Here is a 21,170-nt window from a genome sequence, read left to right on the forward strand (position 1 = left end):
GGCCGTTCGGTTCCCGAACGCAGCCATCCCCGGAAAGGGGCCACCTCACATGCGTCACGTCAGAGCCGCAAGCGCCGTCACCCTCGCCCTCGCCATCGCCGTAGCCGCCACCGGCTGTGGCGGCGGGACCACCTCGGGCGGCAGCAACGAGTCGCCGAAGACCCTCACCTACTGGGCGTCCAACCAGGGCCCCAGCATCGAAGCCGACAAGGAGATCCTCACTCCCGAGCTGAAGAAGTTCGAGAAGGAGACCGGGATCAAGGTGAAGCTGGAGGTCGTGCCGTGGGCCGACCTGCTGAACCGGATCCTCGCCGCCACCAGCTCCGGTCAGGGCCCGGACGTGCTGAACATCGGCAACACCTGGTCGGCCTCGCTCCAGGCGACCGGCGCGCTCCTGCCGTGGGACGACAAGAACTTCGAGGCGATCGGCGGCCGGGACCGCTTCGTCGACTCGGCGGTCGCCGCGGCCGGCAAGGAGGGCGAGCCGCCCGCCGCCGTGCCGCTCTACTCCCTGGCGTACGCCCTCTACTACAACAAGAAGATGTTCGCCGAGGCGGGCGTCGAGAAGCCCCCGGCCACCTGGGACGAACTGGTCGCGACCGGCAAGAAGATATCCAAGGGCGGCAAGTGGGGGCTGGGCGCCGAGGGCGGCAACCTCTCCAACAACATCCACCAGACCTTCGTCCTGGGCCAGCAGCACGGCGCCGACTTCTTCGACAAGGACGGCAAGGCGACGTTCACCTCGGACGGTGCGGTCGCGGCGGTGAAGCAGTACATCGACTTCATGGCCAAGGACAAGATCATCGCTCCGGGCAACGCGGAGTACGCCCAGAACCAGTCGCTCACCGACTTCGCCAAGGGCAAGACCGCCATGGTGCTGTGGCAGGCCGCCGCCTCCACCTTCGCCGCCCAGGGCATGAAGCCGGAGGACTGGGGCGCGGCCCCGGTGCCGGTGCCCTCGGGCGCGCCGGGCGCGGGCAAGCAGGTCAACTCCATGGTCGCGGGCATCAACATGGCGGTGTTCAAGAACACCAAGAACATCGACGGCGCGAAGAAGTTCGTGAAGTTCATGACGAGCGACGCCGAGCAGAAGCTGCTCAACAAGACCTACGGCTCGATCCCGCCGGTCAAGGCCGCGCAGGCCGACGCCGCGTTCGGGGCCCCCGACCTCAAGGTCCTCCGCGACACCCTCGCCACCAGCGCCGCCCCGCTCCCCCAGGTCCCGAACGAGTCGCAGTTCGAGACGGCCGTGGGCACGGCGGTCAAGGAGCTGTGGGCGGACGCGGCGGCCGGCCGTCCCATCACCGACGAATCCGTCAAGGCGCGCCTGGAAAAGGCCCAGCAGACGATGCAGCAGTGAGGCCCTGATCCATGACCGCCACCGTCACCACGGACCCCGAGGTCGACAAGTCCGGCACGGGTACGAGCCGGGGCGCCGGGGGTGCGCGCAGGAGACTGCCGCGCATCCCCGACCGGATCCGCCAAGGCGGACTGCCCTATCTCCTGCTGCTGCCCGCCGTCCTGCTGGAACTGCTCATCCACATCATCCCGATGGTCATCGGGATCGTGATGAGCTTCCGTCAGCTCACCCAGTTCTTCATCAACAACTGGGGCGCGGCCCCCTGGACCGGCCTCGACAACTACAGGATCGCCGTCGACTTCGACGCGCCGATCGGCGAGGCCCTGCTCCACTCGTTCTTCGTGACCTGCGTCTTCACGTTCTTCTCGGTCGGGTTCGCCTGGCTGCTGGGCACCGCCGCGGCGATCCTCCTCCAGGAGAGCTTCCGGGGCCGGGGCGTCCTGCGGGCGATCTTCCTCGTCCCGTACGCCCTGCCGGTCTACGCGGCCGTCATCACCTGGGCGTTCATGTTCCAGCGGGACAACGGGCTGATCAACCACGTCCTGCACGATCAGCTCGGCATCACCGACGAGCCGTCCTTCTGGCTGATCGGCGAGAACAGCATCTACACACTGATCATCGTCTCGGTGTGGAAGGGCTGGCCGTTCGCCTTCCTCATGCTGATGGCCGGGCTCCAGAACATCCCGCGCGAGCTGTACGAGGCCGCCTCGATCGACGGCGCGGGCATCTGGCAGCAGATCCGCCGGATCACCCTGCCCTCGCTGCGCCCGGTCAACCAGGTCCTGATCCTCGTGCTCTTCCTGTGGACGTTCAACGACTTCAACACGCCGTACGTCCTGTTCGGGAAGTCGGCGCCGGAGAGTGCGGACCTGATCTCGATCCACATCTACCAGTCGTCGTTCGTCACCTGGAACTTCGGCACCGGGTCCGCGATGTCGGTCCTGCTGCTGCTCTTTCTGCTGGTCGTGACGGCCGTCTATCTGTTCTTCACCTCGCGCGGAAGGAAGGGCGCCGATGTCTAGCCTCACGCGGCCGACCCGCACCACCCGGTCGCGGGCCCGCTCGCCGATGGCCGCGCCGCAGTCCTTCCTCTGGACCCGCCGCATCGTCCTGACGCTGCTGGCCGGCTTCGTCCTGCTGCCGGTCTATGTGATGGTCAGCAGCTCGCTGAAGCCGCTGCAGGACGTGTCGGGGAAGTTCCAGTGGATTCCGTCCACGCTGACGATCCGGCCGTACTTCGACATCTGGGAGACCGTGCCGCTCGCCAAGTACTTCGTCAACTCGCTGATCGTGGCGGGCTCGGCGACGGTGCTCTCGGTGACGATCGCGGTCTTCTCGGCGTACGCGGTGAGCCGCTACCGGTTCCGGGGCAAGCGGGTCTTCACCGTCACGGTGCTGTCCACGCAGATGTTCCCGGGGATCCTCTTCCTGCTGCCGCTGTTCCTCATCTTCGTCAACATCGGCAACAGCACCGGCGTGGCTCTGTACGGCTCGCGGGGCGGCCTCATCCTGACGTACCTCACGTTCTCGCTGCCGTTCTCGATCTGGATGCTGATCGGCTACTTCGACTCCATCCCCCGCGACCTGGACGAGGCGGCTCTGGTGGACGGCTGCGGACCGGTCCGCGCGCTCTTCCAGGTCGTCGTGCCGGCCGCCGTGCCGGGCATCGTCGCGGTCTCCGTCTACTCCTTCATGACGGCCTGGGGCGAAGTGCTCTTCGCGTCCGTCATGACGAACGACGCCACCCGGACCCTCTCCGTCGGCCTCCAGGGCTACGCAACGCAGAACGACGTGTACTGGAACCAGGTCATGGCCGCCTCGCTCGTCGTCAGCGTCCCGATCGTCGTCGGGTTCCTGCTCCTCCAGCGCTACCTCGTCGCCGGCCTGACCGCGGGAGCAGTCAAGTGACCTACACAGAAAGGCAGTTCGTGTCCGACCTCAATGCACTCCCGGCGGACTTCACCTGGGGTGTCGCCACCACCGCGTACCAGATCGAGGGGGCCGTGGCCGAGGACGGCCGCTCCCCCTCGATCTGGGACACGTTCTCGCACACCCCCGGAAAGGTGGCGGGCGGCGACACCGGTGACATCGCCTGCGACCACTATCCGGCACCGCGCCCCGGGCCGAGCAGGTCTCCGTCCCCGGCGCCCGGCACACCCACATGGACTGGGAGGTCCACGCGGAGGGCCTGGAGCAGTTGTTGCTGCGGCTGACCGAGGAGTACGGCGTCCAGCGGATCTACGTCACGGAGAACGGTTCGGCGTACGAGGACGTCGTCGCGGCGGACGGTTCGGTGCACGACCCCGAGCGTGTCCGCTATCTGGAGGAGCACCTCGCCGCCTGCGCCCGCGCGGTCGCCAAGGGCGCCCCGCTGGCCGGGTACTTCGCCTGGTCCCTGATGGACAACTTCGAGTGGGCGTACGGCTACGACAAGCGGTTCGGCCTGGTCCACGTGGACTACGCGACCCAGCGCCGTACGGTCAAGAGCAGCGGACTCCGGTACGCGGAGCTGGTCCGGGAGCACGCGGAACGCCGCGCCGGCCGGACGGCCGCCTGACCCCGCCTCTCCCCCGCTCCTCCCGGCAGCCCTCCGGCCGCGGCGCACTCTCGCCGCGGCCGGAGGGCTTTTCGCTTCGCCGGGCGGCCTCTAGGAGGAGGGCGCCCACGGCTTCAGCATGTCCTTCATCGCGTCCGTCAGCGCGAACTGCAGCAGCGGACCGTAGGTGATGCGGCCGATGCCGAGGCGACGGAAGCGCTCCAGGTCGTGCTTCACGGGATGCGCCGTGGTGTTTACCGGAACGGCCACGGCGGCGGTCACCGCCGCGAGCAGTTCGTCGTCGTCCTGGATGCGCACCGGGTAGACACTGTCGGCGCCCGCCTGCTCCAGGGCCCGCAGCCGCTCGATCACCTCGTCGAGGACGTCGGAGGGCTTCTCCGCGTGCACGAAGAGGTCGGTGCGGCCGTTGACCCAGACCGGGACGCCCGCGTCGTCGGCCGCCGTGCGCAGACCCGCGACGTAGCTCGCGTGCTCCTGCGTGCTGCGCACGCGTCCACCCTCGGAGTGGACGGTGTCCTCGATGTTGAGCCCGACACCGCCGGCCTCGATCAGACCGGCGACGAGATCCGCGGGCTGCTGCCCGTAGCCCGACTCCAGGTCCACGGAGACGGGGACGTCGACCGCCGCGATGATCGGCCTGACGGCGGCGAGCACCTCCTCGAAGGTCTGGCCCTCCTGGTCCTCGGCCCCCCGGGAGTCGGCGAGGGGGTGGCTGCCGATGGTCAGCGCGGGGAAGCCCGCGGCGACCGCGGTCCGCGCGGACCAGACGTCCCAGACGGTGGGCAGCACGAGCGGCTTGTGGTCGGCGTGCAGTTGCTTGAGGCGTTGAGCGCGCTCAACGGTGGTTCCAAAGTCCATGCCGAAGACGCTACCCCGCATCGCCCGGGAACGACGTGACGAGCCCGCGGCGGCCACGGATGTCCGTGGCCGCCGCGGGCTCCCGCCGCGCCGACAGCGGGGACGGGACGGCGCGGAGTCCTTCCCGGCCCCGCCGGATCAGCTCCGGTAGACGCCGAACTCGTAGAGCGAGTAGCCCCACGGGGTGCCGCGCTCGGTGGCGCTCACGCGGACGTAGCGGGCGTTGCCCGCGACCTCGATGTCATCGATGCCGCCGTTGCCGGCCGTCTCCGTGTGGACGGTGTTCCAGTCCTGGCCGTTCTCCGAGGTCTGGATCGTGTACGCCTTGGCGTACGCCGCCTCCCAGGCCAGCTGGACGTGGTCGAAGGAGGCGGTCGCCCCCAGGTCGACCTGGATCCACTGCTGGTCGGCCCATTCGCTGGCCCAGCGGGTGTCGAAGGATCCGTCGACGGCGTTGGCCGCCGGGCAGGGGCAGCCGACGCTGTCCGGCTGGAAGGACGAGGCCTCGGCGGGCTTGCCGGATGCCAGGTTCACACCGCCGGCCTGCGGCGGGACCACCTTGAAGGACTTCGTCTCGATCCCGACGTTGCCCTTCCCGTCGGTCGACTTGAGGTAGACCTTCCAGACGCCGAGCCGGTCCGGCGCGGTGACCTCGAAGGAGCCGTCACCCCGGTCGGTGAAGCCCGCGTCCGTCAACTGGCCGCTGTCGTCGATGTACTTGGAGTTGACCAGCACCTGGTGGGTGAGCGCGTCGCCGTCCGGGTCGGAGACGGACGCCCTGAGCGTGAACGGCTTGCCCGCCTCGACGGCGGAGGCGTTGTCGACGCTCAGGTCACTGATGACCGGCGGGGTGTTGTCGCCGGAGGTGTCCGCGCCGTACGCCTCCTTCACCGCGTAGTAGGAGAGCCGCTTCTGGCCCGCGGGGAGCAGGTTGAACCAGACGCCGCCGAAGTCGTACTCGGTGCCGTAGTGGAAGAGCGTCGCCCCGAGCGAGACCCCGGGGTGCCCCTGGACGCAGTCCCAGGCGCTCCGGTACCCGGCGGCCTTCGCCACGTCGGTGGGCTCGTCCGGTACGCCGTTGGCGTCGTCCGGCACCTCCCACTCACCGGCGGGCCCGCCCTCGGTGACGATGTAGGGCTTGTCGTAGCCGCCGCTCTCCCAGGTGGCGCGGATGTCGCAGACGGCGTCGTAGGAGTTCACGGCGTACAGGTCGAGGTCGGGCGCGTTCTTCTTGTAGTACGGCCAGGCCCCGGTCCAGGCGTCGGTCGACGTGACCGGGTGGTTCGGGTCGACCGCGTGGATCTTCTCGGCGATCTCGTTGACGAACGTGGTGTACGCGTCGCGCTGCTGCTCCAGTTCGTCGCCGCTGTAGCAGTTCTGCAGGCCGAGCACGGATTCGTTGCCGACGTTCCACATGAGGACGCCCTCATGGTCCTTGTAGGCCGCCACCCACTTCGGGAACTCGGCGAGCATGTCGTTCTTGTAGGCGGTGTCCGTCTGGTAGTTGACGCAGCCGCCGCTGCCGGGGCCGCCGCCCGGCTGCAGCCAGAACCCGGCGATCACCTTGATGCCGTGGGCCGCCGCGGTGTCCAGAAGCGGCTTCGTGGTGGCGTCGGTGCCCCACGTACGGATCGTGTTGACGCCCATCGACTTCACGTCGGGCATGTACTGCCCGGCGTCCGCGACGGACGGACCCCAGGTCAGCCCCTTCACGGTGTACGGGGCGCCGTCCACGGTCAGCTGCCAGGCGCCCCGGGAGCCGGTCACCTTCACCACACTGCCGGCGGCCTGGGCGGTGGGCGCCGGAAGGGCGGCCGCCGCGGCGGCCAGCAGCGCGGCGACGGCGAGACGCGCGGTGGTACGGCCCCGGGAACGGGCCGGTCGTCGGAAACGGGACATGATCATGGGGGGGGAAGGGCTCCTCACGGGAGTGCGGGTGGAGACGGCCGAAGGAACGGGCACGCACGGGAGAGCGCTCTCCCTCATGGGCGCGGTGACCCACGAGGGAGACGCGACGGGGCGGGGCCGGACGTCAGGGCCGGGGCAGTTCGTAGTTCTCGTCAAGGGCCGCGCCCTCGCCCGGGTTGTTCTCGTCGTAGCCACGGGCGTTGCACTGGAGCGCACCGACGATGCAGTGGTCGACCAGTGCGTCGAGCGTGCCGTCGTCCCAGGCGTTGAAGAAGTCGTAGTGGAAGGAGTGGCCGGTGCCGCTGGCCAGTCTCACCTGCGACATGTCACCGTTGACCGGCCACGCCATCTTGAACTCGATCATCGGCAGGGCGACCGGGTGGCTCGACGGGCAGACGTCCTGGTTGGCCCCCATCACGACCGGGTAGGCCATGTGGGCCTTGTGGTCGGGGGTGTCCAGGTACTTTCCGTCCCAGCAACTGGGCGCCTGCATGCGCAGGTTGAGCTGGGTGTCCCGGCTGGTCGGGCAGGCGGCCGGGAAGTCGTAGTTGTGGTAGCTCTCGCCGCACTCGTACCCCTCGACCGTGCCGGGGTGGTCGCGGAACTCCTCGGCGGTCTGCGTGGGGCCGCCGACGACGAACCGCAGCCCCTTGGGGAAGGGCCGCACGGTGCGGTAGTCGGTGACTCCGGCCTTGTAGTAGATGGTCTGGGGGCCGATCGGACGGATCTCCTCGTCGCCCTTGTAGAGGGTCGGCATCCAGTACGCGGACAGGTCGCCGGGCGCCAGGCAGGCGGTCCCGCCCGCGCCCAGGGACGCGGTGGTGCTGTCCGCGTTCGTGGTGTCGTTGCCCATGAACGTGTGGTCGTGCGACGCGCCGGCCTGCCCCGGGTAGACGATCGGGTCGTCCGGGGCGGTGTGGGTGACCGAGCAGTTGGCCTGGAACTCGTGGAAGTAGCGGTGCGGCGGGATCTCGTCGGACGGCTCCACGCCGGTGACTGGCGGGTCCGCCGGTATGTAGCCGTCGCCGTCGGGGTCGTCGCCGAAGGCCACGGGCTTCGCCGGCGCCATCTTGTGACCCTGCATCACGTGCGAGGCCGCCGCGGGCCGGTCCGACGCGGGCCCGTCCGCCTCGGCGGTGGCCGCCCCGGCGTTCGTGATCGCGGTCAGCCCGAGCACGACCAGCGCCAGGGCGGTCGCCACGATCAGGACGGACACCAGGGTCGTTCTGTTGAGTCTTGTCACCATAGGGACCTCCATGCCGCTCTTCATCCCTGCACATCGGGTGCACGGTGGGGGGAAAGGGTGAGCTGGACGGTGCGGCCGGGAAGAGGCTCAACCCTGCGCGTCACGAGGCCGGCGGACCGCGGGATCATCTGGGAGAGCGCTCTCCAAGGCGGTGTCAGTGTTGCGCCGGTGCTGAGAAGGTGTCAATAGCTTGTGAACGATGCACCGCGCAACGGCTGTTGGGCGGCGAGTGGGGCACCGCCCAGGGCAGCCCGCACAGGAAGCGGGACGCGACCGGGCCCACACGGAAAAAGCGGTCCCGCGCAAGGGCGGGACCGCTCACTCATACCTTCGCTGCACCGGTGACCGGACATCCGTGAGCACCGGTCACCGGTCACCCGTCGGTGGGAGTCGCTCCGCCGGGGAGAACGGCGGGACGACTCCCCCGGATCACGCGGTGTGCAGGGTCAGCCCGTACCGGTTGAGGATCTCGTTGACCGGCTGGTACCAGGTCTCGCCGCCGCCGGAGCAGTTGCCCCAGCCGCCGGAGGTGACGCCCTGGGCCTGGTCGCCGCTGATGAAGGAGCCGCCGGAGTCGCCGCCCTCGGCGCAGACGCTCGTCTTGGTCATCTGGTGCACGGCGCCCTGGCTGTAGTTGACGGTCTCGTTCTTGGCCAGGACGTTGCCGCAGCGCCAGTGCGTGGTGGAGCCGGAGCGGCAGATGGACGCGCCGATCGGCGCCTCGTTCGAGCCCCGGACCAGCTGATCGGAGACGGTGCCCCAGCCGAGGACGACCGGCACGGTCCACCAGCCGTTGGCCACGTTCACCCAGGCGTAGTCGTTGCCGGGGAAGGACGAGCCCTGGAAGTTGCCGATGGCCGATCCGTCCCAGCCGCGCACGGACTGGCCGGCGCCGCCGCAGTGCCCGGCGGTGACGAAGCCGCCGTGGACGGAGAAGCCGATCGAACAGCGGACGTTGCCCGTGTAGTACGGGTCGCCGCCGACCGTTCCGGCGGCGAAGGTCTGCGGCGCTTCGGAGGTCGTCTCCACGGTCACGGGCCCGGCTTCGCGGGCCTTGGCGACGAAGGATCGGACATCGTTGTCACGCTTCTCGGAGGCGACGACGTTCACGACGACGCTGCTGGTCGCCGGGTCGACGTGCCAGCTGCTCACACCGGCGGGTGCGGTCAGCTTGTCGATGCGGGCCTTCGCTGCGTCGAGCTGAGCGGCCGAGTGCTCGACCAGCCGGGTCTCGGCTCCGGCGGCCTGGACGACGTCGGCCTTGGCGGCGTCGGTGACCGCGACGGTCAGCTTGCCGGTGCCCGCGTCGAACCAGGAGCCGCCGTAGGCGGAGCCCGCGGCGCGCTTGGCCTTCGGCTCCAGGGCGGTGGCCGCCTTCTCGTCGGCGAGCCTCGCCCGGGCCTGGCCCTCGCTGAGGCCGAGGTCGCGCTGCATCGCGGTGAGCAGGGCGGCGGAGGCGGGCGCCTGCGCGGAGTCGGTGGGGGCGGCGGAGGCGGACGACGGGCCGGCGGCGGCCCAGGCACCGAGGAGCAGGAGTGCGGACAGACCGGTCCGCAGCACGGTTGCGTGTCTCAAGGGAGTGACCCTTCCTGTTTGTTCCAGCGACGTGGGGGTGGAACGGGAGGCGTCCGGGAGCGCGCCGATCATGCCGCTTGAGAGCGCTCTCAGATGTGCCGTCCCGGACTGTAGCGGAGTTCGATAGGCAGGTCCATGCCAATCACAGGGCCGACCCGGGAAGAGATGTGCGAGGACGTCGCGCGCCGGGTTGAGTAGGTGTACTCATCCGGCCCGCAGACACTGGTCCTACTGTCACAGAAACAAGGGACAGGGCCAGTTGGAGGAGCAGATCATGACCGGATCACGCCGCAGGCGGCGGAGAGCCGCGCTGACCGGGGCACTGGCGGGTTCGCTGGTCGTGCTGCTGGGCGCGTGCGGCGTGGTGGACACCAAGGACGACCGCAGGGCGGCGGAGGAGCTGGCCGATAAGCACTTCCCGGGTCAGCTGAGGGCGATCGGAGCGCGCACGCTCTTCCCGGGCTCCGGAGGCTCGGAGGTCACGTTCGCGGTGACCGACGACCGCGACGCCGTGGTCCGGCTCCGTATCGACACGGACCGGGCGGACCAGCGCCGGTGCGACCGCAAGGACTGCGCCGGCGCACTGGCCGAAGCGGTGAAGCGCGGGCGGCAGCAGGCCGACGACTTCCGTACCCTCAAGGGCGCTTTCGACGCCTGTGGTTACGAGGTCGTCGCCCTGGGCACGACCGGCGCCGCGCCCTACGTCGTCGCCGAGCTGACGAACGCCACCGTGACGAGGGTGCTCGGCGAGATCGGGGAGTGCGTCCAGCGCTGGGTCACCGCGAGCGGGGCGGACAGCGCGCTCGCGAAGGCTACGGCCTCGTACGTGAACGTGGTCTCCCCGTCCGTCGCGGACCGCCGCGACCGGGGCAAGGACTCCTGGCCCACGGTGATGCGGCTGACCCGGACGAACCTGCTGGGCTCGCTCACCAAGCACGCCTATTTCTCCGCGAGTTACGAGATCGAGGCGGGCCGCGTCGACACGACGGGCCGTGCCCGGATGGTCCGCCCGTTCCGGGAGCGCCAGAAGTTCGGCGAGACGGTGCAGAACGCGGTGAAGGAGCAGCTGCGCGCCACCTACCCCCGGGTGGTCATGAGCACCTATCAGTGGATCTGGCAGCTGGAGCCGGGCCGCGTCGACCGCCAGACCGGTTACGTCCTGTTCTGCCCGGAGCCGGAAGCGAGCGGGCGGTGCGTCAACAGCGACGACGCGGCCCTGGTGACCACGGACGAGCACGGCAGTCCGGTGGGGAAGATCCGGCTCGTGCACGACGTCCGCGAGGGCACGGGGGTGCTGCGGCTGCCGCCGTACTAGGGGGTGTCGTGGGCGGGCGGGAGCCTGGGGCCGGGGTGTTCCCTGTCGGCGCGGGCGGCTTCCGGACGGCTCGGACAGCGGATGTCACCGGCTGCGACGTGGCAGCGTCGCCTCGTGGCATCGTGGCACCATGACGATCACGGTCCGCCCGGCTTCGGCCTTCGAGGATGTCCGTACCCTGGTCGGTCCGAAGTCGCCCGGGGCCAACGTCTGCTGGTGCCTGAGCCACCGGATTCCGTCCAAGCTCAACAACGAGCTCCGTGGTCCGGAGCGCGGTGAGTACGTCGCCGAGCTGTGCCGTGCGGAGCCTCCGCCGGGGGTGCTCGCCTACGACGGCGACGAGCCGGTCGGCTGGGCCGCCGTGGCACCGCGCTCGGACACCTCCTTCGCGCGCAGCCGGAAGATCCCGCACGTGGACGATCTGCCGGTCTGGTCGCTGTGGTGCATCCGCGTGCGCCCCGGTCATCGTAAGAAGGGGATCTCGCACACCCTGATCGCCGGCGCGGTCGACCTCGCCCGTGCGCACGGCGCGCCGGCGATCGAGGCGTACCCGATCGACAGCGGTGGCGCCGAGGTCGACCTGACGATGGCGTACGCCGGGATCCGCAGGAACTTCGAACGGGCCGGGTTCACCCACGCCGCCGACACCACCTCGGTGCTGGCCGGTCACCCCCGCGTCCTGATGCGGCTCGACCTGCGCGACCGGTGATCACGGAAGGTCCCGGACCTCTTCCTCGGCCTCCCGGAGAGCCGCCCACGGCTGAAGCTTCTCCGGGTTGCGGACCACCCAGATCCGGGCGACCCGCCCCTCCACGACATCGAACGAGGCCACGGTGACGACGACACCGTCGCGCACGGCCACCAGGCCCGGCACCCCGTTGACCGTACGCTCCAGGAGTTCGAGGCCGGGCGCGCGGTCGGCGATGGCGACCATGTACGGGGCGATGCGCGTGCCCCCTTCGATCGGGCGCAGGGCCGCGCCGACCAGGCCGCCGCCGTCGGCGGTCATCACGGCGGCCGGGTCGAGGAGGTCGACGAGGGCCGCGATGTCCTTGTTCTGCCAGGCCTCCTTCACGCGCCGCACGGCGTCGCTCCGTAGGTCCGCCGGCACCGGGGCCGGGGCGTCGGGCACCCGCCGCCGGGCGGAGGCCGCGAGCTGCTTGCAGGCGGCGGGGGTGCGGCCGAGGACGCCGGCGATCTCGGCGAAGGGGTAGCGGAAGACGTCGTGCAGGACGAACGACACCCGCTCGGCGGGGGTCATCGTCTCCAGGACGACGAGGAACGCCATCGTCACCGATTCGTCCAGGACGATCTGGTCGGCGAGATCGGCGAGGTCCGAGCCCTGGCCGCGTCCGCCGGGGCCGGGCAGCGGATCGGGCAGCCACGCGCCGACGTACCGTTCGCGCCGGACCCGCGCCGAGCCGAGCACGTCCAGACAGATGCGGCCGGTCACCGTCGTCAGCCAGGCGCCGGGCGACACGATCTCGTCCCGGCGGCTTCGCGGCAGCGCGTACCAGCGCGCGTAGGCCTCCTGCACGGCGTCCTCGGACTCGGCCAGTGATCCGAGCAACCGATAGGCGACATTGATCAGTTGGCCGCGTTCACCGGCTATGCCCTCGATGCCCGCACGTGCCGCCCCCATGTTCCGACCGCCCCTCGCCTTACCTTTCGCGGGCCCGCGTCGTCGGGCTGGTGAAACCTTATCGATCAACTGCCCACGGGCGGAGAACGGGAGCGTGGCATGACCACCCAGGCGACGACAGGGCGCGGCTCACGCAGCTCGCACGGCTTCTCCTTCGTGCGGATCGCGATCGCTCTGCAGACCCTGACGATCTTCCTTCAGGCGGTCTCGTCCGGACTGCTGATGACGACGGCCTACGGAGAGGTGCTGCACAGCGTCGGAGCGCGCGTGATGTACGGGGCGTCGATGCTGTACGTGCTCGCGGCGGTGCTGGCCTGGAAGCCGGGCGGCGGCTCGCCCCGGCCGGTGCTGCACGCGTCCGGCTTCCTGGCCCTGGCCTCGGTCCAGGTCGCGGTCGGCATCGCGCACATCCCGGCGGTCCATCTCCCGCTGGGCGTCCTGATGTTCGGGCTGAGCGTGCTGGCCCTGGCACGGCGGTGAGGACAGCGAGGGGACCGTATCGCGTCCACGATGCAGTCACCCACGCAGGTCATTGCCGTCTACAGCTACCCTCCGTGCCGTGGTCTTCGGAACGAAAGGGCTGGACGACGGCATGGACGGGAACACCGGCAGCGGTCACGGGCGCGTCGTCGCCGCCCTCGACGGCGTGAGCATGCGCCGCCACGCCACCGGCCAGGTCATCCTCGACGGCATCGACTGGACCGTGCGGGCCGGCGAGCACTGGGCGCTGCTCGGGCCCAACGGGGCCGGCAAAACCAGCGTTCTGCGTCTCGTCGGCGCCACCGCCTTCCCCACCACCGGCACGGTCGACGTCCTCGGTCACCGGCTCGGCCGGGTCGACGTACGGGAACTGCGCGCCCGCATCGGCCATGTCTCCACCTCCCAGCGCGTCCCGGGCGACCTGACCGGGCACACCACGGTCCTCACCGGCCACAGCGGCACGGTCCAGCCGCTGTGGAAGGCGTACGACGGCGATGTGCGCGAGCGCGCCCACGCGTTGCTCGCCGAACTCCGGATCAAGGAGCTCGCCGACCGCCCGTACGGCGTCTGCTCGGGCGGCCAGCGCGCCCGGATCCTCATCGCCCGGGCGCTGATGGCGGACCCGGCCCTGCTGCTGCTCGACGAGCCGTTCAACGCGCTCGATCTGCCCTCGCGCGAGGACCTCATCGACACCATGCGCCATCTCGCGCTGAACCGGCCGGAGTTGTCGACGGTGACCGTCACCCACCATCTGGAGGAGCTGTCCCCCGCGATCGATCACGCCCTGCTTCTGCGGGAGGGGCGCGTCCTGGCGGGAGGGGCGGTCGAGGACGTGCTCACGGAGGAGCGCATGACCGCCTGTTTCGGCCGCCCCGTCGAGGTGACCCGGCACGCGGGCCGCTGGCTGGCCCGTTCGGGCGGCTTCGCGTAGACGGAACCACCACGCGGGACCCTAAGGCGCGCGGGACGGCCTGCGGTCCGCTGCCGGGCGGTGGCCCTCAGGGCGCCAGGAGCGGCAGTCCTGCCGTACGCCACAGATCACGGAACCCGTCCGCGGCGCCGAGCCCGTGCCCGCGCTCCGTCCCCTGCCGCTCCTCCGCCGTACGCCAGACCCGTACCGCCGCCCCGCTCCCGGCAAGCCCGTCGAGTGCGTCCCAGCCCGGGTCGCCGTGCGCGGCGAAGTCGGCCCAGGCACGGGTCATACGCCGGGAGAGCTCCTGGTCGGCGGGGCCGGGCGGGCCGCCGACCAGGAAGTGGACGCTCTCCTCGTGAAGGTTGCCGAACGCGAACGGGACGTCCGCGCAGTGCCAGGCGCGCACCCGTTGACCCGTGTGGTCCCGGCGGCGGTCGAAGCGGGCGAGAAAGGCACGGCCGCCTGCCAGGGCGTGGGCCTCGGCGAGGCGGGTGCTGTACTCGGCGAACAGAAGGCCGGAGCAGAGGGACAGGTAGACGTCGAGGACCGGGGGGTCGGGCAGGCGTGCGCGGTGGCCCTCGACGAGCGAGGCCGGGAGCCCGAAGTCGGCGGCGAACGTGGCCAGTTGCTCCTCCGTCGTGATCTTCGCGCTGCTGCCGACCGCGTCCAGGAGCCAGTACTCCTCCGTGGTGTGGCAGACCAGCAGCTCCACCGTCCCGCCGGCTCCGGCCGCCAGTGCCTCCAACGGGTCGGCGGTCAGCAGAACGCCGTCGGCGACCGGTCCGTAGATCGCCGGGTCGTAGTGGCGCTGCCCCGAGCCGGGGTTCTGTGCGTACCGTTCGCAGACCCGGTCGGCGGCGGCCACGAGGGCCTCGGGCGGGGCGGCGAGCAGCCCGGCGCGGGTGGCGGGCACGCCGGCCGCCTCGGCGACCTCGGCCGTGGTGCGGGCCGCCTGCTCCACCGTGGCGAAGGCGTTGACGGCGCTGTGCAGGACGGCGCGGCGGAACAGGCCGCGCGCCCGGTCGGCCACCGTCAGGCAGGCCACGGAGGTGGCGCCCGACGACTGTCCGGCGAGGGTGACCCGGTCGGGCGAGCCGCCGAACGCGGAGATGTCGTCGCGGACCCATTCCAGGGCGGCGATCTGGTCGAGCAGGCCGCGGTTGTCGGGGAAAGGGGTGCCGCTGCCGTCGGCGTCGGGGGCGGGTCCGTCGTGGCCTTCGGCGTCGGGCACGTGGCCGAACCCCTCGAAGCCGATGCGGCTGTTGAGGGTGACGACGACCAGGCCCCGGCCCGCCAGCGCGGTGCCGTCGAAGTCGGGCTGGGCGGCGGACCCGAAGACGTACGCGCCGCCGTGGATCCAGACCAGCACGGGGAGGTCGCCCGGTCCGTCGGCGGGCGTCCAGATGTTCAGCGTGAGGATGTCCTCGTCACCGGGCGACCAGACCGGCGCGCCCGGCAGTTCGGCCGACTGGGGTGCCACCGGCCCGAAGGCGGAGCAGTCGCGTACGCCGTCCCAGGGCTCCACCGGCTGCGGCGCACGGAACCGGCGGCCGCCGAACGGCGGTGCCGCGTACGGGAGTCCGAGTACGGCGACGATGCCGCGGTCCCGGGCGGCGCGCCGCCCCCGTACCGCCCCGGCCTTCGTCGTGAAGACGTCCACGGCTCCCGCTCCCCCGCTCCTGCCCGTCCGTCGTTCGGCGCGGCCGCGTCATCATTCCAGGTCAGCGGTGGCCCGCACCAACGGATTGATCGCGGACCACCCGCCGATCAGCTCGCGCACGGTGGCCATGTCGCTGAACGGCAGCAGCTCGCCCCGGACACTCTGGTGCGGTTCGCTGCCCTTGCCCGCGATGAGCACGATGTCGGCCGGACCCGCCTCCGCCAGCGCTGCGGCGATGGCCCGGCGGCGGTCGGTGATCCGCTCGAACGGCGTCCCGGTCGACACGATGCCCGGGGCGATCTGGTCGAGGATGGCTTCGGGGTTCTCGTAACGCGGGTTGTCGCAGGTGAGGACGCACAGGTCGGAGTGGGCGCCGGCGATGGCGCCCATCTCGGCGCGCTTGGTGGTGTCGCGGTCACCGCCGCAGCCGAAGACGGTGATGACCCGGCCCCGGGCGAAGCCGCGGATCGTGGTGAGGACCTTGCTGAGGGAGTCCGGCGAGTGGGCGTAGTCCACGATCACCGAGGTGCCGTCGGGGGTGTGAAAGCGTTCGAAGCGGCCGGGAATCTGCGGCATCCGCTCCAGCGCGTCGACCAGCCCTGCCAGGCCGTGGCCGAGGAGGTGACAGGCGGCCACCGCGGCCAGCGCGTTGGAGACCGAGAACCGGCCCGGCGAAGGGATCGCCGCCGGGTACTTGCGGCCGTCGTGGTGCAGGGTGAACCGGGTGCCCGAGGCGTCCACGGTGAGATCGCTCGCGCGGTAGTCCGCGTCGCCGTCCAGCGCGTACGTGTTCACGGCATCGGGCATCAGCTCCCGGATCCCGGCGCCCACCGGGTCGTCGGCGTTGACCACGGCGCGGCGGCACAGACCCTGGAACAGCCGGAGTTTGGCGTCCCGGTAGTTCTCCATGGTGCCGTGGTCGTCGAGGTGGTCCTGGGTGAGGTTGGTGAAGACGCCGACGTCGATGAACGTACGGTCCAGACGGTGCGTCAGCAGCCCCATCGAGGTGGCCTCCAGGACGACACTGCCGGTGGCCCGGTCGCGCATGTGCCCCAGCAGGTACTGGAGATCGGGCGATTCCGGGGTGGTGAGCACCGAGGGCGGCATCGGGATGGGCTCGTCCCCGATGCGGCTGCCCGCCGTGCCGATCACCCCGACCCGGGTGCCCTCGGCGAGCCGCAGCACCGACTCGGTCATGTACGACACGGAGGTCTTGCCATTGGTGCCGGTGATGGCGATCAGGTCCATCGCCCGGCCCGGTTCGCCGAAGTAGCGCGAGGCGAGGACGGCGGCGGCCTTGCGGACGTCGGGGACGCGTACGGCGCACGCGTCGCCCAGGGTCGTGGGCAACGGCGGGGCCTGTTCGTCGACGAGTACGGCGACCGCGCCGCGAGCGACGGCCGGGGCGACGGCGTCCGGACCGCCGGCCGCGTGGCCGGGCACCGCGGCGAAGACGGAACCCGGGGTGACCCGGTCCGCGTCGAACGTCGCACCGGCGGTGACGTCCGTGCGGTCGGGGGTTCCCCGCAGCACGTGGTGGACCTGCCCGGACAAGAGGTCGCTCAGCTTCACGATGATCCCTTCGAGTGCGACGCCGGCCAGATGGTGCGGCCGTCGCCGTGAAGCAGCCCGGGCAGGTGCGCCGTAGGCCGCGTGGTGCTGTGGAGCCGATCGTGGAACGCGCGCGTCCGGCGAACGCCGGAGCGACGGTGTGCCCCGGCGCTCAGCGGGCCGGAGAGGTGCTGTCGGTGAGGAGACGGTGGGCCGGGAGCGATGACGCCGTGGTCGGCAACGCCGGATACGGCGGTCGGAAGCCGCCGCGCCGATCGCGGATGTGTCGCTGGTGGATGGCCGGCGAATCGCTGTGGATCGCTAGCCGTGGCCGTGCAGCGCGGTTCGGCCCGTTCCGGGCGCCGCGTCGGCGGGTGCCGGGGGCACGGCCGCACGGGCGGCGGCCGGGGGCAGCGCGGAGGCGGCCCTGAGCGGGCATGTCCTCGGTGCGGCGCTGCGTCCCATGGGCCGAGTGTACGGGGCAGGGGAAGGGCGCCGGTCCGCCCCGACCGGAGCGGACCGGGACGGCGACCGACGCGGAGAGGGGCGGGGACCAGGAGCAGGACCGGCGCCGCGGCCGGACTCGGTCGGACAGTCCCGTCAGCGGGAGTCGGGCGTCGTCAGGGGGTGCTGTCGATGAGCCGGACGGTGCTGAGGATCTTCCGCACGGTCGGCTCGGCCACCTCGTCGTCGACGTCCCGTACGCCGACGAAGGTCCAGGAGACCGTCTCGCCCGCCGGGTTCTCGAAGGCGAACGCGGTCGCCTTGCCGTCGTAGGAGCAGCCGCCCGTCCGGCCGACACCGGTCGAGGTGGCCGTCGCCACGCTCCCGGTGATGCCGGACTTCGTCGTGAACGGCTTCGCCGCCCCGGTGGTGACCTCTTCTTCGACGGCTGGGCGTAGCTGCCGTAGACCCACAGGCGGGCGTTCTCCCGGGCCGCTTCGGCGGTGCTTCGGGCGCCCGGCTCGCCCCGGGAGCCCGCGGCGGCGAGCGGGGTGTCCTCCTGGGCGCCGTTGCCGTCGTCGTCGGACCGGCACCACTTCTCCTGGAGGATCGCCGGGGCCGAGAACCCGACGAGCGGCTTCTCGTCGGGGTCGTCGTTCGCGGCGACGTAACTCACCCAGCCGGTCGACTTGAGCGCCCATGGGACGGGGACGTCGAAGGCGATGCCGCGCTTGGGGTTGACCACGGTCTTCCAGCCGGGCACGAGGGGCGCGGTCCCGTTCTCGGCACCGCCCCGCGCCTCGCCCGGGGACGCCGACGGTGCCACGGTGGCCGACCCGGCGGGTCCCGCGACCGGCTTCCCGTCGTCCTCTCCGCCGCCGAGCACCAGGAATCCGGTGATTCCGGCGGCGAGCACGACGGCGGCGGCCGCGACCACGGCGATGACCGCGCTACGGAGGCCGCCGCCGGACGGGGGCGGCCCGGAGGGAACGGTCTGCGCGCTCCAGGGGGCGGATGCGGGCTGCCCGGCGGGTTCGGTGCGCGCGTCCCACGGGGCGGTCCCGGCTCCCGCGTACGGCGGCTGCCCGCCGGCCTGCTGCTCCCGCGGCGGCCACCCGTACGGCTGCTGCCCCTGGCCCTGTCCGTACGGCTGCTGCCCCGGGCCCTGTCCGTACGCCTGCGGCTGATCCTGCTGGTGGTGATCGCCCCCGGGCGACTGCTGTCCGTTCCCCATGGGCCGCCACCCCATGCCCAGCCGTTCGACGATTCGAACACCCTGTGCCCGGACTCCCACGAGCTCCTCATATGCGCGGCGAAGCGGCCGCGACCTGCGTACGGACCGGTTCGCATCGCCTGAGCCCGGCTCCGGAAACCGATCTTCCCTTTGCGGCCGGAGCGGGACGGGAGTGGAATTGCGTACAGGGGACAGGAGAACCCGTCACTCCCGGACGACCCGAGGAAAGGACGCGCCATGAGCGACACCGACTGGGGGGACGACGTCTACCAGCCCCAGGAACCCGAGGCTTCGGATCCCGGCGAACAGCTCGGCGCCGAGGACACGCTCATGGATCCGTCGGGCACCGGCGACCCCTTGGACGAGGGGTATTCGCCGCCGGACCGCCCGTGGGTGGTCGACGGACTCGGCACCACGGCCGACGAGCGGAACACCGGAGAGTCCCTCGAAACGCGGCTGACCAGGGAAGTGCCCGAGCCGGACGGTTCCGCCGGCGACGGTGTGGGCGATCTGGTGGACGGCGACGGAGAGCCCTGGGACGACGAGGTGGGCGTCGCCCGCGCCGGGCGGCTCACCCAGCAGGCCGACGGGCGCGTCCCGGCCACCCTCACCGCCAGTGACGTGGGCATCGACGGTGCGGCGGCGTCGGCCGAGGAGGCCGCGATGCATGTGATCCCCGAGCCGGGGGACGACGACGCGCTCCTGGAGGCCGGCCCACCCCCCGCCGCCCCAGGTTCCGGCCCCGCCGGCGGCGGCACGGCAGCCTCGCCGCCGTCCTGAGCGGACCGCCGGCGAGCGCTCGCCCTGAACGCGGCAGTCCCCGGGCCCGTACTCCCCTGACCGAAGCGCACACCGGCCAGCACGCACACCCCCGAACCGCACGCATCCAGCGCACGCACCGACGTACTCGCACCCCAGGAGCGCACCAATGAGCGGCACCGCCCAGATCGGCGTCACCGGACTCGCGGTCATGGGCCGCAACCTGGCCCGGAACTTCGCCCGCAACGGCTTCACCGTCGCCGTGCACAACCGCACCACGTCCCGGACGGACGCCCTGGTCGAGGAGTTCGGCGACGAGGGCACGTTCGTCGCCGCGCACACGCCCGAGGAGTTCGTCGCCGCGCTGGAGCGGCCCCGGCGTCTGGTGATCATGGTGAAGGCGGGCGACCCCACCGACGCCGTGATCCAGGAGTTCGCGCCGCTGCTGGAGGAGGGCGACGTCATGATCGACGGCGGGAACGCCCACTTCGAGGACACCCGCCGCCGTGAGAAGGAGCTGCGCGAGCGCGGGATCCACTTCGTCGGGGTGGGGATCTCCGGTGGCGAGGAGGGCGCGCTGAACGGACCGAGCATCATGCCGGGCGGCTCGGCGGAGTCCTACGCGTCGCTGGGCCCGATGCTGGAGAAGATCGCCGCGCAGGCGAAGGACGGCACGCCGTGCACCACGCACATCGGTCCGGACGGCGCGGGCCACTTCGTGAAGATGGTGCACAACGGCATCGAGTACGCGGACATGCAGCTGATCGCCGAGGCGTACGACCTGCTGCGCGCGGTGGCCGGGTACTCCCCCGCGCAGATCGCCGACGTCTTCCGTACGTGGAACACCGGCCGGCTGGATTCGTATCTGATCGAGATCACGGCGGAGGTCCTCGCCCATACGGACGCGGCGACCGGGAAGCCGTTCGTCGACATCGTGCAGGACCGGGCGGAGCAGAAGGGCACCGGGCGCTGGACCGTACAGATCGCGCTCGACCTCGGGGTCCCGGTGTCGGGCATCGCGGAGGCGGTCTTCGCCCGGTCGCTGTCCGGCCACGCCGATCTGCGGGAGGCGGCCCGCGATCTCCCCGGGCCCACCCCGAAGCCGCTGGACGGGGCGGCGGCAGCGGCGTTCGCGGACCAGGTGGAACAGGCCCTGTACGCCTCCAAGGTCGTCTCGTACACGCAGGGTTTCCACCAGATCAGGGCGGGCGGCGAGACCTACGACTGGGACATCGATCTCGGCTCCGTGGCGGCGATCTGGCGGGCGGGCTGCATCATCCGGGCGGCGTTCCTCGACCGCATCCGCGCCGCCTACGACTCCCGGCCCGACCTGGTCAGCCTGCTCTCCGACAAGGAGTTCGGGCAGGAGATCGGCGCGGCGCAGGACGACTGGCGGGCGGTGGTGGCCGAGGCCGTACGCCAGGGCGTGCCGACCCCGGGCTTCGCCGCCGCGCTCTCGTACTACGACGGGCTGCGCGCGGACCGGCTGCCCGCGGCGCTCACCCAGGGACAGCGGGACTTCTTCGGGGCGCACACCTACCGGCGCACGGACCGGGAGGGCTCGTTCCACACGCTCTGGGGCGGCGACAGGACCGAAGTGGAGAGCTGACCCGTCCGCCCCTGCGCCCGACCCGCGCAGGGGCTGATGCGCGCAGGGGCTGATGCGCG

At 71.4% G+C, this 21,170-nt stretch carries 17 protein-coding genes and 2 pseudogenes; 10 read left to right on the plus strand and 9 right to left on the minus strand.

Going from position 1 to position 21,170, the window contains the following annotated elements; translation table 11 throughout:
* Positions 1–49: 49 nt before the first annotated feature.
* The 4 genes and pseudogenes from AC0VY3_RS20300 to AC0VY3_RS20315 all read left to right on the plus strand — a co-directional run bounded on the left by AC0VY3_RS20300 (position 50) and on the right by AC0VY3_RS20315 (position 3,917).
* Positions 50–1,360 carry an ABC transporter substrate-binding protein gene (locus AC0VY3_RS20300; RefSeq protein ID WP_475550214.1) on the plus strand — a complete coding sequence of 437 codons (1,311 nt, stop codon included), beginning with the start codon at positions 50–52 and terminating at the stop codon, positions 1,358–1,360.
* An 11-nt stretch (positions 1,361–1,371) separates the two neighbouring features.
* Complete coding sequence (locus tag AC0VY3_RS20305) at positions 1,372–2,382, plus strand: carbohydrate ABC transporter permease (RefSeq protein WP_103507087.1); 1,011 nt, start codon at positions 1,372–1,374, stop codon at positions 2,380–2,382.
* On the plus strand, positions 2,375–3,268 hold the full coding sequence (locus tag AC0VY3_RS20310) for a carbohydrate ABC transporter permease (RefSeq protein WP_030089042.1): 894 nt from the start codon (positions 2,375–2,377) through the stop codon (positions 3,266–3,268). The genes AC0VY3_RS20305 and AC0VY3_RS20310 overlap by 8 nt, the downstream gene beginning before the upstream one ends.
* A gap of 20 nt (positions 3,269–3,288) precedes the next feature.
* Positions 3,289–3,917 (plus strand): annotated as a pseudogene (locus AC0VY3_RS20315) (family 1 glycosylhydrolase).
* Positions 3,918–4,007: 90 nt separating this feature from the next.
* Here AC0VY3_RS20315 and AC0VY3_RS20320 read toward each other — a convergent pair.
* The 4 genes from AC0VY3_RS20320 to AC0VY3_RS20335 all read right to left on the minus strand — a co-directional run bounded on the left by AC0VY3_RS20320 (position 4,008) and on the right by AC0VY3_RS20335 (position 9,504).
* Positions 4,008–4,775: an isocitrate lyase/PEP mutase family protein gene (locus AC0VY3_RS20320; RefSeq protein ID WP_103507088.1), complete on the minus strand. Its 768-nt coding sequence runs from the start codon at positions 4,773–4,775 to the stop codon at positions 4,008–4,010.
* Positions 4,776–4,913: 138 nt separating this feature from the next.
* Positions 4,914–6,680 (minus strand): discoidin domain-containing protein, encoded by a 1,767-nt coding sequence (locus AC0VY3_RS20325; RefSeq protein WP_103507089.1) that lies wholly within the window; start codon positions 6,678–6,680, stop codon positions 4,914–4,916.
* A 127-nt stretch (positions 6,681–6,807) separates the two neighbouring features.
* Positions 6,808–7,929: a DUF1996 domain-containing protein gene (locus AC0VY3_RS20330; protein WP_103507090.1), complete on the minus strand. Its 1,122-nt coding sequence runs from the start codon at positions 7,927–7,929 to the stop codon at positions 6,808–6,810.
* Positions 7,930–8,358: 429 nt separating this feature from the next.
* On the minus strand, positions 8,359–9,504 hold the full coding sequence (locus AC0VY3_RS20335; protein WP_475550215.1) for a S1 family peptidase: 1,146 nt from the start codon (positions 9,502–9,504) through the stop codon (positions 8,359–8,361).
* Positions 9,505–9,778: 274 nt separating this feature from the next.
* Between AC0VY3_RS20335 and AC0VY3_RS20340 the strand changes: the two genes are divergently transcribed.
* Positions 9,779–10,819, plus strand: coding sequence for an SCO7460 family lipoprotein (locus AC0VY3_RS20340; RefSeq protein WP_475550216.1), 1,041 nt, complete (start codon positions 9,779–9,781; stop codon positions 10,817–10,819).
* 130 nt (positions 10,820–10,949) lie between these two features.
* The gene (locus AC0VY3_RS20345) at positions 10,950–11,528 is read left to right on the plus strand and encodes a GNAT family N-acetyltransferase (protein WP_475550217.1); all 579 of its coding nucleotides are present in this window, start codon (positions 10,950–10,952) and stop codon (positions 11,526–11,528) included.
* Here the strand turns inward: AC0VY3_RS20345 and sigJ are convergent, their stop codons facing one another.
* The gene (gene sigJ, locus AC0VY3_RS20350; RefSeq protein ID WP_475550218.1) at positions 11,529–12,461 is read right to left on the minus strand and encodes an RNA polymerase sigma factor SigJ; all 933 of its coding nucleotides are present in this window, start codon (positions 12,459–12,461) and stop codon (positions 11,529–11,531) included.
* A gap of 99 nt (positions 12,462–12,560) precedes the next feature.
* Between sigJ and AC0VY3_RS20355 the strand changes: the two genes are divergently transcribed.
* Positions 12,561–12,941: a hypothetical protein gene (locus tag AC0VY3_RS20355; protein ID WP_242739366.1), complete on the plus strand. Its 381-nt coding sequence runs from the start codon at positions 12,561–12,563 to the stop codon at positions 12,939–12,941.
* 112 nt (positions 12,942–13,053) lie between these two features.
* Positions 13,054–13,872, plus strand: coding sequence for an ABC transporter ATP-binding protein (locus AC0VY3_RS20360; RefSeq protein ID WP_475551709.1), 819 nt, complete (start codon positions 13,054–13,056; stop codon positions 13,870–13,872).
* 67 nt (positions 13,873–13,939) lie between these two features.
* Here the strand turns inward: AC0VY3_RS20360 and AC0VY3_RS20365 are convergent, their stop codons facing one another.
* The 4 genes and pseudogenes from AC0VY3_RS20365 to AC0VY3_RS20380 all read right to left on the minus strand — a co-directional run bounded on the left by AC0VY3_RS20365 (position 13,940) and on the right by AC0VY3_RS20380 (position 18,758).
* Positions 13,940–15,514, minus strand: a complete 1,575-nt coding sequence (locus AC0VY3_RS20365; protein WP_475550219.1) for a carboxylesterase/lipase family protein — start codon at positions 15,512–15,514, stop codon at positions 13,940–13,942.
* A gap of 51 nt (positions 15,515–15,565) precedes the next feature.
* Positions 15,566–17,086: a UDP-N-acetylmuramoyl-L-alanyl-D-glutamate--2,6-diaminopimelate ligase gene (locus AC0VY3_RS20370; RefSeq protein ID WP_103508934.1), complete on the minus strand. Its 1,521-nt coding sequence runs from the start codon at positions 17,084–17,086 to the stop codon at positions 15,566–15,568.
* A 300-nt stretch (positions 17,087–17,386) separates the two neighbouring features.
* A complete protein-coding gene (locus AC0VY3_RS20375) occupies positions 17,387–17,530 on the minus strand; it encodes a hypothetical protein (protein WP_170994379.1) in 144 nt (47 codons plus the stop codon).
* A gap of 155 nt (positions 17,531–17,685) precedes the next feature.
* Positions 17,686–18,758: pseudogene (locus AC0VY3_RS20380) on the minus strand (DUF8017 domain-containing protein).
* Positions 18,759–18,980: 222 nt separating this feature from the next.
* On the opposite strand from AC0VY3_RS20380, the gene AC0VY3_RS20385 reads away from it, so the two are divergent.
* Together AC0VY3_RS20385 and gndA are read left to right on the plus strand one after the other, a co-directional pair.
* Positions 18,981–19,523 (plus strand): DUF5709 domain-containing protein, encoded by a 543-nt coding sequence (locus AC0VY3_RS20385; RefSeq protein WP_475550220.1) that lies wholly within the window; start codon positions 18,981–18,983, stop codon positions 19,521–19,523.
* Between the two features lie 148 nt (positions 19,524–19,671).
* Positions 19,672–21,111, plus strand: a complete 1,440-nt coding sequence (gene gndA, locus AC0VY3_RS20390; protein WP_475550221.1) for an NADP-dependent phosphogluconate dehydrogenase — start codon at positions 19,672–19,674, stop codon at positions 21,109–21,111.
* The last annotated feature ends 59 nt before the right edge of the window (positions 21,112–21,170 follow it).

The organism is Streptomyces sp. iso_384 (assembly GCF_056172905.1).

Coding starts and splice junctions, on each gene's coding strand:
- AC0VY3_RS20360 (WP_475551709.1), top strand. CDS start 13,054: ATGGACGGGAACACCGGCAGCGGTCACGGGCGCGTCGTCGCCGCCCTC.
- AC0VY3_RS20330 (WP_103507090.1), bottom strand. CDS start 7,929: ATGGTGACAAGACTCAACAGAACGACCCTGGTGTCCGTCCTGATCGTG.
- gndA (WP_475550221.1), top strand. CDS start 19,672: ATGAGCGGCACCGCCCAGATCGGCGTCACCGGACTCGCGGTCATGGGC.
- AC0VY3_RS20355 (WP_242739366.1), top strand. CDS start 12,561: ATGACCACCCAGGCGACGACAGGGCGCGGCTCACGCAGCTCGCACGGC.
- AC0VY3_RS20310 (WP_030089042.1), top strand. CDS start 2,375: ATGTCTAGCCTCACGCGGCCGACCCGCACCACCCGGTCGCGGGCCCGC.
- AC0VY3_RS20305 (WP_103507087.1), top strand. CDS start 1,372: ATGACCGCCACCGTCACCACGGACCCCGAGGTCGACAAGTCCGGCACG.
- sigJ (WP_475550218.1), bottom strand. CDS start 12,461: ATGGGGGCGGCACGTGCGGGCATCGAGGGCATAGCCGGTGAACGCGGC.
- AC0VY3_RS20320 (WP_103507088.1), bottom strand. CDS start 4,775: ATGGACTTTGGAACCACCGTTGAGCGCGCTCAACGCCTCAAGCAACTG.
- AC0VY3_RS20340 (WP_475550216.1), top strand. CDS start 9,779: ATGACCGGATCACGCCGCAGGCGGCGGAGAGCCGCGCTGACCGGGGCA.
- AC0VY3_RS20385 (WP_475550220.1), top strand. CDS start 18,981: ATGAGCGACACCGACTGGGGGGACGACGTCTACCAGCCCCAGGAACCC.
- AC0VY3_RS20325 (WP_103507089.1), bottom strand. CDS start 6,680: ATGATCATGTCCCGTTTCCGACGACCGGCCCGTTCCCGGGGCCGTACC.
- AC0VY3_RS20300 (WP_475550214.1), top strand. CDS start 50: ATGCGTCACGTCAGAGCCGCAAGCGCCGTCACCCTCGCCCTCGCCATC.
- AC0VY3_RS20375 (WP_170994379.1), bottom strand. CDS start 17,530: ATGGGACGCAGCGCCGCACCGAGGACATGCCCGCTCAGGGCCGCCTCC.
- AC0VY3_RS20345 (WP_475550217.1), top strand. CDS start 10,950: ATGACGATCACGGTCCGCCCGGCTTCGGCCTTCGAGGATGTCCGTACC.